The 8468-nt window shown below is 66.9% G+C and carries 4 protein-coding genes and 2 pseudogenes; 3 read left to right on the plus strand and 3 right to left on the minus strand.

From position 1 onward, the window contains the following. Positions 1–336: 336 nt before the first annotated feature. A complete protein-coding gene (locus tag J2X68_RS39975; protein ID WP_310437514.1) occupies positions 337–1296 on the plus strand; it encodes an IS481 family transposase in 960 nt (319 codons plus the stop codon). Positions 1297–1483: 187 nt separating this feature from the next. Here J2X68_RS39975 and J2X68_RS40465 read toward each other — a convergent pair. Next, a pseudogene (locus J2X68_RS40465) lies at positions 1484–1756 on the minus strand (DUF4863 family protein); the annotation flags it as partial. 829 nt (positions 1757–2585) lie between these two features. Further along, on the minus strand, positions 2586–3947 hold the full coding sequence (locus tag J2X68_RS39980; protein WP_310437515.1) for an FAD-dependent oxidoreductase: 1362 nt from the start codon (positions 3945–3947) through the stop codon (positions 2586–2588). 780 nt (positions 3948–4727) lie between these two features. Between J2X68_RS39980 and J2X68_RS39985 the strand changes: the two are divergent. After that, positions 4728–5264, plus strand: a pseudogene (locus tag J2X68_RS39985) (hypothetical protein); the annotation flags it as partial. On the opposite strand, the gene J2X68_RS39990 reads toward J2X68_RS39985, so the two are convergent. Then, on the minus strand, positions 5227–5937 hold the full coding sequence (locus tag J2X68_RS39990) for an IS5 family transposase (RefSeq protein ID WP_310437516.1): 711 nt from the start codon (positions 5935–5937) through the stop codon (positions 5227–5229). The pseudogene J2X68_RS39985 and the gene J2X68_RS39990 sit on opposite strands and share 38 nt — an antisense overlap. A gap of 764 nt (positions 5938–6701) precedes the next feature. On the opposite strand from J2X68_RS39990, the gene J2X68_RS39995 reads away from it, so the two are divergent. Further along, positions 6702–7928 carry an IS110 family transposase gene (locus J2X68_RS39995; RefSeq protein ID WP_310437517.1) on the plus strand — a complete coding sequence of 409 codons (1227 nt, stop codon included), beginning with the start codon at positions 6702–6704 and terminating at the stop codon, positions 7926–7928. Positions 7929–8468: the final 540 nt, after the last annotated feature.

Here is an 8468-nt window from a genome sequence, read left to right on the forward strand (position 1 = left end):
TCTTCCGCAGGGCCCGGTACAGCCCGAATCGAATGTCGTCAATCGCCGCAGCCGTCCTCACCCTGGAGCGGCACCGCTGAAAGAGCTCAATGAGTCAGCTCGCGGCCAGCCTGGGTATCAGCCGGGATACCGCTGATACCTGGGTCAACGCGGTGGCCGGTCGCCCGGGCGCAGCAGTCCCTGGGCCAGGCTGTGCACTCAGGTCCACCAATGCCGTTACGTGCTGCTGGACGGGCCTCTCGCCGAGATCGCCAGGTCGGTGCATGACCTGACCTGTCGGTATAAAACTGCCGATCAACGTTGACACCTGGGTCTCCGATCACTACGGAGATCCACATGCCGAAGTCCACCCCCACCGCCGCACCGCTTGACCGTGAGGCCAAGCGGCGCCTGGCCGTCATACGCCACGTCGAAGAGGTCACCGGGAACGTCGCGATGTCCTGCCGGTACTTCGGGATCAGCCGACAGGCCCACTACACCTGGTATCGCCGCTATCAGGCCGAGGGCGTCGAGGGCCTGCGCACCCGCTCCAAGGCGCCGAAGACCTGCCCGAACGCGACCCACGTCGAAGTGGTCGGGAAGATCATCTACCTGCGGCAGAACTACCACTTCGGCCCGGAGAAGATCGCCATGTACCTCAAGCGGTACCACGACGTCACCATCAGCAAGTCGGGCGTGTGGCGCATCCTCAACCGCCTGGACATGGGCCGCCTGCCGGCCTCGCAGCGCTACAAGCGCCACGACCGCCGATGGAAGCGCTACGAGAAGCAGCTGCCCGGCCACCGCGTCCAGATCGACGTGAAGTTCATAGAACCGCTCGCCTCGATGCCCCAGGGCCGCCGCAGCGGCCGCAACAAGTACTTCCAGTTCACCGCCATCGACGCCTGCACACGGCTGCGCGTCCTGCGGATCTACCCTCAGCTAAACCAGGCCACCGCCATCCAGTTCCTCGACTACGTCATCCAGCGCCTGCCGTTCCAGGTCGAGGTCATCCAGACCGACAACGGCGCCGAGTTCCAGTCCGCGTTCTACTGGCACGTCCTCGACAAAGGCATCGCCCACACCTACCTCAAGCCCCGCACCCCACGGCTGAACGGCAAGGTCGAACGCTCCCACCGCATCGACGCCGAGGAGTTCTACCGGCTCCTGGACGGCGTCGTCATCGACGACGCCGAGGTCTTCAACGACAAACTGCGCGAGTGGGAGGACTACTACAACTACCATCGCCCCCACGGCGGCCTCGGCGGCCAGACCCCCTACGAACGCCTCAAGCAGAAGACCACGACCCAGGCGTAATCGTTGATCGTCAGTTGCACACCGACACTGACCGCGGCCCGTCGACATCGGATCATCGCCACGTGCACCCCTGGGCACCCCGATACCGGCCCACCACGGTTGCCAGGGAGCCAGTGACAGGGCACCGCCCTCGGCCTCGGGGTAGTGATGGCTGCCAGGTTCCTAGGGCAGTTCAGCCCCCGCCGCATCAGCCGCCTGGCGCCCAGGAGACGTGCACCCGGTGCACGGCGAGCTGGAGTTCTCCGTAAAGGTGCTGATGGTGCTGCCCGCGGTAACGTTCGATGCTTTCCTTGTACACCGCGGTGATGCTGAAGCAAGGCAGCTTCGGGATCAGGCTCGGCAATTCGACTGCGCCGGCACTTGGGGTCGTCGATCTCGACATTGGCTGCCAGCCGCCCCGCACTTGCGGGAGACCAGGCGTTGCCAGGTCGTCGTAGACGGGTGTACCCGGTCCGTGTCCGTCGTTGAGCCGATTCCACGGCGGAGGTGGAGCGAGCGCCCAGCCTCATGGAGCAACTGCGCGAACTCGGCGTGCGCTGCGAGGAGCTTCTACTCGCGCTCATGGCTCTGCAGCGGCGCAGTTCCGTGCGCGCGGACGCCGAGTTGTACATGGTCGTGAGCCTCTGCTGCGGAAGGTGCCTCACCGACTGCGTACGAGTCGGTGGTGACGCCCTCGAGAGGTTCGCCGAACGCGTCGGGGCAACCGTCTGGCCGTGAGGGACTCGCTGACGACACCGTCGCTGCGCTTTGCGTTTCCGCGAGTGCGGAAGTTGCAGCGTCGGATCGTGCCGTGGCCCGGCAGGTCGGACGGCGATGACCGGGCCACGGCCAGATTCACTCCGACCGTGCACTGCCGGAGTGAGGGGAGGCTCAGGGGTTGCTGCCCTCCGTGACGAGTGGCCCGGCAGGCGACTCACCCCTGTGTATCGTCCTCCAGTCACTAGCTACGTACGACAGGGCGCGTGGGTTCTATCGAATCTGCGAACATCTTCGGTTCCGTGCCCACGACCGCAGCTCGCCCTGACAACTTCCTCCTGGTGCCTGACTCACTGGACGTCCTTGTGGCCCTGCTCGTGAGCCGCTCTGGCTTGCAGGCGCAGCAAGGAGGCACCCACTCCGCTCTCGAGCAGTAGGTCTTCATGAGCACGAGAGCTCCTTGCGCCCGGCCCTGCCGGAGCCGGGCAGAAGCTCCCCCGGAGACCAACTCCGGGTCCAGACTCAGTGACGGCTCGAAGGAGCAGCGCGGCACCTGTGGATTGGGTCAGGCTGTAAGACCGCTCGAAGAGCGGTCAGGGAGTGGCCGGTGACGTTGGCAGCGTGCCCAGCCGCAATCGGTTCGCAGATGCCGGTGCCAGCTCCGCCGCGATCGTGAGCGCGGAGTAGAGGGCGCTTTCCTGACTGTCCACGTCGACGACGTGGCTGCCGGCGAACCACAGTCCGGCAGCGCCGTTACGACGCTGCAGTTCCCCCTGTGCCTGGATGAAGTCGGGTGTGATCAAGGGGTGCCGGAAATCCATGCTGGCCAGGAGCTGCTTCGGCTCCTCGCGCCGGTGCAGCACCCAGCTCTTGTACACGGGGGCATCACCGCGCAGCCGCGCATAGGAGATCGATGCCTCGCAGTACTCACCATCGCGGGTGATGTTGAAGGAGGACCAGTCCGCTGGAGATGCGGGCATGTAGATCGGGTCTCGGTGGATAGCGACTCGCGCCGGCATGTATCGGAAGCGGCTGTAGGCACTGAAGAGCGGGCCGGCTTGGGGCAGCTGCGCCACCAGCGCTGCGGCGGGCTCGGGGGGCAGGGCGAGAACGACCTGGTCGGCAAGGTGGACGCGCCCCTGAGAGTCGGTGATCTCATAGCAGTCGCCGCTACGGAGAAGTGTGACGGCCCGCGTGTTGACCCGCGTGGTGACGCTGGTGAATTCGTTAGACAGAGTCGAAACGACCGACTGCAGTCCGTCGCGAGCATTGACGTATTCGGTCTTGTCGTTGACGAGAGGGCGGACGGCGAGCGCCAGCGCCGCCCGTGCCGAAAACTCCTTGGCCTGACTGATCGTGGCGCCGTTCACCGAGGCCACGTACGGATAGACGAAGCTTTCCTTCAACGTCTCGTCGACTGACATTGCCTCGACGAGGTCAGCGACGGTGGTGTTCCAGTCTCGGCGTGCCTCGAGATCTCTGGCTCTGTCCATCAGTTCCGCCACTGCCTGCAGTGCCGGCAGATACTGGAGCAGATCGGTGATGGGCCGGTCAGTGCTGGGCGACACCATGAGGGGTGTCGGCGCCCCGTACTGGAACACAGTGTTGTCCAGCTGATTCGGCACTGTGGGGACCTGCAGAACCGACGTCACGAGCTTGTTGTAGATCGGATGGGAGTACGGCCCGAAGAACTGTGCTCCGAGGTCCACCATCACGTTGTGACCATCGACGTCGACAGGCACGCTGGTCGCGTGACCGCCCAACGAGGATGCCGCCTCGAGCAGTGTCACGTCGTGCTGGCCGTCGAGCAGCCAGGCGGTCGCAACGCCAGCGATACCGCCCCCGATGACCACGACTCGCTGTCGTGTGGACACTGCCGTTGCGGCATGGGCGGGCTTCGCGCCGACCGCGATGCCTGTCAGCACCGCAGCCGCGCCTAAGCCGGCCGCGGTCACGAGGCTTCGCCTCGAAATCTGAGATCCAATAGCTTCATGAGGCATGAAAGACGCCTTTCGTTGTTGTCGCATGGGAGCTCGGCATCACCGTCAGGCGCGACAGCGGACACCGCACCGCGGGAAGTCATGTCCCGCTGCCGAGGCCCTGCGCGCGTCGGGGAGGGGACCGGTCCGGCGGTCGCAGGCAGGCTGGAAAATCGGCCCGCTCCCGGGCATGGACGCGTGCGCATTACGAGCGCCAGCGTGGGCAGAGAGCTGCCCGCCGCGTGTCACGATCAGCACGCTTCCTCGCGGGAGCTGGATGAGGTGCGGTCTATAGCGCTTCCGAACAGTCCCGTGCATCGCTCTTACGGTGGTCGCGCTGGTCGCTGCCGCATCGCTTGCTGTTACTGGTCCTTGCTCGCTGTCGCTGCTGCAACGGCCTGGCTCGCTACTACAACGCATCGCGGTGAAGGAAGGTTCAAGGGTTCACCACCCCACGTGGGCTGACGGCGTCGGGTAGTGAGAAAGCGGGCCGAGGTACAGAGCGAACCGGACCTGGAGTGGAGCCCGGAGCAGATCGCCGCCCTCTCGGGCCCCGCTGGCCTCATCGTCCCGAGCGGCATCTCTGTCACGAAATCACCGCGCCCTCTACCAAGGCGCCAAGGGCGGCTTAAGCAGGACCCTGAGAAGTTGTTGTCTTTCCGGACTTGAGGACTGCGTTTTCGCTGGTCGGGCATAGGGCGGACGTTCCCGTGGGAGTGGTGGCGTGTCGTGTCGTCGCTCCGGTGGAGGTCGTGGATGCCGTCGGTCGTGGGACTGCTGGAACAGCGCGAGGTCGCCGCCCGCCGTCGCGTGGATGGGCTGAGGGAAGAAGCCGACCGCATCCAGGCCGAGCTGGCCGAGCGGGAATGGCAGGAGTGGGCCATCGCCCGCTCGCGGGTCGGCGAGGTATTGGCCCCCGTGGAGGAGTCCGGGCAAAGCCAGGCCCAGGTCGATCGGACAGCGCCGGCCATGGGGCATGCCGAGGAGACACCGTCAGCGCCGACCGCGGCGAAGCCGAAGTCGCAGGTGCCGGTGTGGGGTGAGGGGCTGGACAGGTCGGCGCTGTCGGTGGACTACCAGCGCCTCCTGGAAGTGCTCGCGGACCGGGCCCGGCTCCGTCAAGGGCCGCTGACCTGCCAGGAGATGGCCGTCTTGTTCGGCCTGGACGTGGTGCCGGCGCGGGTGGAGGCATTGCGGTCGAAGGCGAAACGCCTGGTCGCGCGTGGTTGGCCGGCCGAGCCCGCGCCGGGCCGGTTCACGCTCGCTGCGGGTGTGGCCGGGCGAGGCGGCGGGTGCGCATCAGATGGGCGAAGAGACGCTCGACGATCCACCGCGTGGGCAGGACCACGAAGCCGCGCATGTCGTCGCTGCGTTTGACGATCGCCATGACCAGGACGAGCGTGGTGAGGCAGTAGGCGACGAGGGGGCCGGTGCAGCCGCCGTCGGCCCAGACCAGTTCCAACCGGTGGTGTGCGTCGGCGGCTTGCCGCAGAAGCACGTGGGCGGCGGTGCGGTCGCCGACATCCGCGGCGGTGACCATCACCCCCAGCAGCAGGCCGAGCGTGTCGACCACGACGTGCCGCTTGCGCCCGTTGATCAGCTTGCCGCCGTCGAAGCCGCGGCTGTCCGCGCCGACGACGGCGTCCGCCTTGACGGACTGCGAGTCGATCACCCCGGCCGTCGGCTCCACGCCGCGGCCCAGCTTCTCGCGGACCCTGGCGCGCAGCCGGTCGTGGAACTCCTTGACCAGCAGGTGGTCGCGCCAGCGGCGGAAGAACGCGTAGACCCGGTCCCACGGCGGGAAGTCCGTGGGCATCGCCCGCCATTTGATGCCGTTGTCGACCAGGTAGCGGATTGCATCGAGTATCGCCCGGTGACAGTACGCCTCCGGCTGCCCTCCCCGGCCGCGCAGCCAGCCGGGCACCGGCAGCAGCGGCCGGACCACGGCCCACTCCGCGTCCGTCATGTCCGACGGATACCGCCGAACACGTTCCGTGTGATCGGCCGCGTTTCCGACCCGGTGGGCGACACAATCACACGAAGGTGCAACCGAGTTGAACTCCACCGGCTCCAGCACGTACAACTGCGGCAACAGGGTCTCCTGGATCTCGGTTGGCTTCGCAACCCCGAGCTACCAAGAGGCCCTAATCCGTTGCTAAGGACGTTCCCAAGGGACAGTTGTTCTTGGGGATGTTCGAGTGCCGGGCTGTGACATCTAGTGGCTGCCGGGCGAGCAACAACGCCTCGCTTTAGACCGCGTGCACGGTCCCGGACTCACCCGTGGTGGCGGTCGCGCGGTCGCCTGGCGGACGTCTTAAGAGGCCCCGGCCCTGATGCCTCAAGGCAGAGCGACGGCGTTCGGCGTCTCTGTGGCCGCCACCACGGGTCAGGAGGCTGACGGTCGTCGGTGTCGAGGGAACGTCTTGTTGGCACCGGATCTTCGAAGTCTCTTCGAAGAGGGACGGCGCTCGGCGCCCTACGGCCGTCAACACTTGCCGCTTGATCACTCGTTGGTGTTGGTGGTGCGAGCCCACCGCATGGTGACTCCTTGATACGCCCGAGCCGCTTGAGCTCCCGCGCAGACCGGGGCCCGTGGGGTGCGCTGGTGCCACGAACGGCTAGTGAGGTGGAGGCACACCGTAGGGCGGTTGATGCCTGGGATTAGGTCGCTCGCGTGGCCCGCATGCGCTCGTGACCAGCGCAAACACCTGCACATCGGGGAGGGAAACCTTGATCTACTGCGGAATCGACTGGGCAGAACGCACCCACGACGTCGCCCTGGTCAACGACACCGGCACGCTGGTGGCGAAGCGACACATCACCGACGACGCGGCCGGCTACAAACTGCTGCTGGAACTGCTCGCCGAGCACGGAGACACCGAGGAGAACCCGATCCCGGTGGCGATCGAGACCTCCCGCGGCCTGTTGGTCGCGGTGCTGCGGACCGGGAAGCGGAAGGTGTACGCGATCAACCCGATGGCGGCCGCCCGCTACCGCGACCGGCACAGCGTCTCGCGCAAGAAGTCCGACCCCGGCGACGCCCTCGTCCTGGCGAACATCCTGCGCACCGACATGCACGCCCACCGGCCCCTGCCCAACGACAGCGACCTCGGCCGCGCGATCGCCGTCCTGGCCCGCGCTCAGCAGGACGCGCTGTGGAACCGGCAGCAGATCGCCAACCAGCTCCGTTCCCTGCTTCGCGAGTACTATCCGGCTGCCCTGGACGCCTTCGCCACCTGGACCAACGGCTTGTGCCGCCCTGAGGCCCGTGAACTTCTCAAGGCCGCACCGACGCCCACCCGGGCCGCGCGGCTGACCCGCGCCCAGCTCCAGGCCGCGCTCAAGCGGGCCGGTCGCAAACGTGGCATCGAGGCGGAAGCCGACCGCCTCCGCGACGTCTTCCGCGCTGAGTGGGCCCACCAGCCGCCGCTGGTCGAGGACGCGCTCGGCAAGCAGATGCTCGCCCTCCTCGTCCAGCTGGAAGCGGCCTGCACGGCCTCCGACGACCTCGCGAAGGTGGTGGAAGAGGCGTTCCCTCAGCATCCGGACGCCGAGATCCTGCTGAGCTTCCCCGGGCTCGGCATCCAGCTCGCCGCCCGGATCCTGGCTGAGATCGGGGACGACCGTGCTCGCTTCGCCGACGCCCGCGGCCTGAAGGCATACGCTGGTTCCTCGCCCATCACCCGGGCGTCCGGCAAGAAGTCCGCCGTCACCCGACGGTGGGTGAAGAACGACCGGCTCAACCATGCCGGCTACCTCTGGGCCTTCGCCTCGCTCCGTGCGTCCGCCGGGGCCAACGCTCACTACCGGCGCCGCCGAGAGGTCGGCGACTGGCACGCGGCCGCCCAGAGAAACCTCTTCAACCGCATGATCGGCCAGCTCCACCACTGTCTCCAGCACCGCAAGCTGTTCGACGAAAACACGGCATTCCCCACCGAACTGGCCGCCGCAGCTTGACGCGTTGGCATCGTGAGGTGTCTGCCTTCATGCCCGCAGCCGCCGGCAACCACCCGATCGAGACTCCCGTTCGACGCACACCCCACAAGATCGGAACGACAACAGCTACTGACCGAAGAAGGCTCCGCGCTGGCCGGCAGCTGCGACACATCTCCGCCGACCTGATCCGTGCATGCCCCGATTCATTGCACCCGTCGTCCTAATCGACCGTCGGCCACCGATCAGCGAATTGCGTGAGCGTCTCGGCGACGGGGAGGGCGACCTCGGCGTGGGTGCCCGCACAATTCCGCCGTCGCTCGACTGGTCCCCCAACGAACCCGCTGTCTCCGCCTGGTCCCGCTGCTCGAGGGGCACTCGGCCGGCCAGTTACGTGACGCCCTCATCGCCGCCCTGAGCTCGCTGCCGGAACGAGCGCGCCGGAGTCTCAACTGGGACCAGGGTTCTCAGAGGACGTTAAGTCCGTTTCTGGTAGCGGCCTCGTCCGGGCTGGATGAGGAAGCCTTGGCGGGTGAGGTGTCCGAGACGGCTGCGGGTGATGTT

Origin of the sequence: Streptomyces sp. 3330 (genome assembly GCF_031456635.1) — a bacterium.
GTDB lineage: Bacteria > Actinomycetota > Actinomycetes > Streptomycetales > Streptomycetaceae > Streptomyces.

Excerpts from the sequence above, each read along its gene's own strand:
- J2X68_RS39975 (WP_310437514.1), top strand. The coding sequence starts at position 337 with ATGCCGAAGTCCACCCCCACCGCCGCACCGCTTGACCGTGAGGCCAAG.
- J2X68_RS39990 (WP_310437516.1), bottom strand. The coding sequence starts at position 5,937 with ATGACGGACGCGGAGTGGGCCGTGGTCCGGCCGCTGCTGCCGGTGCCC.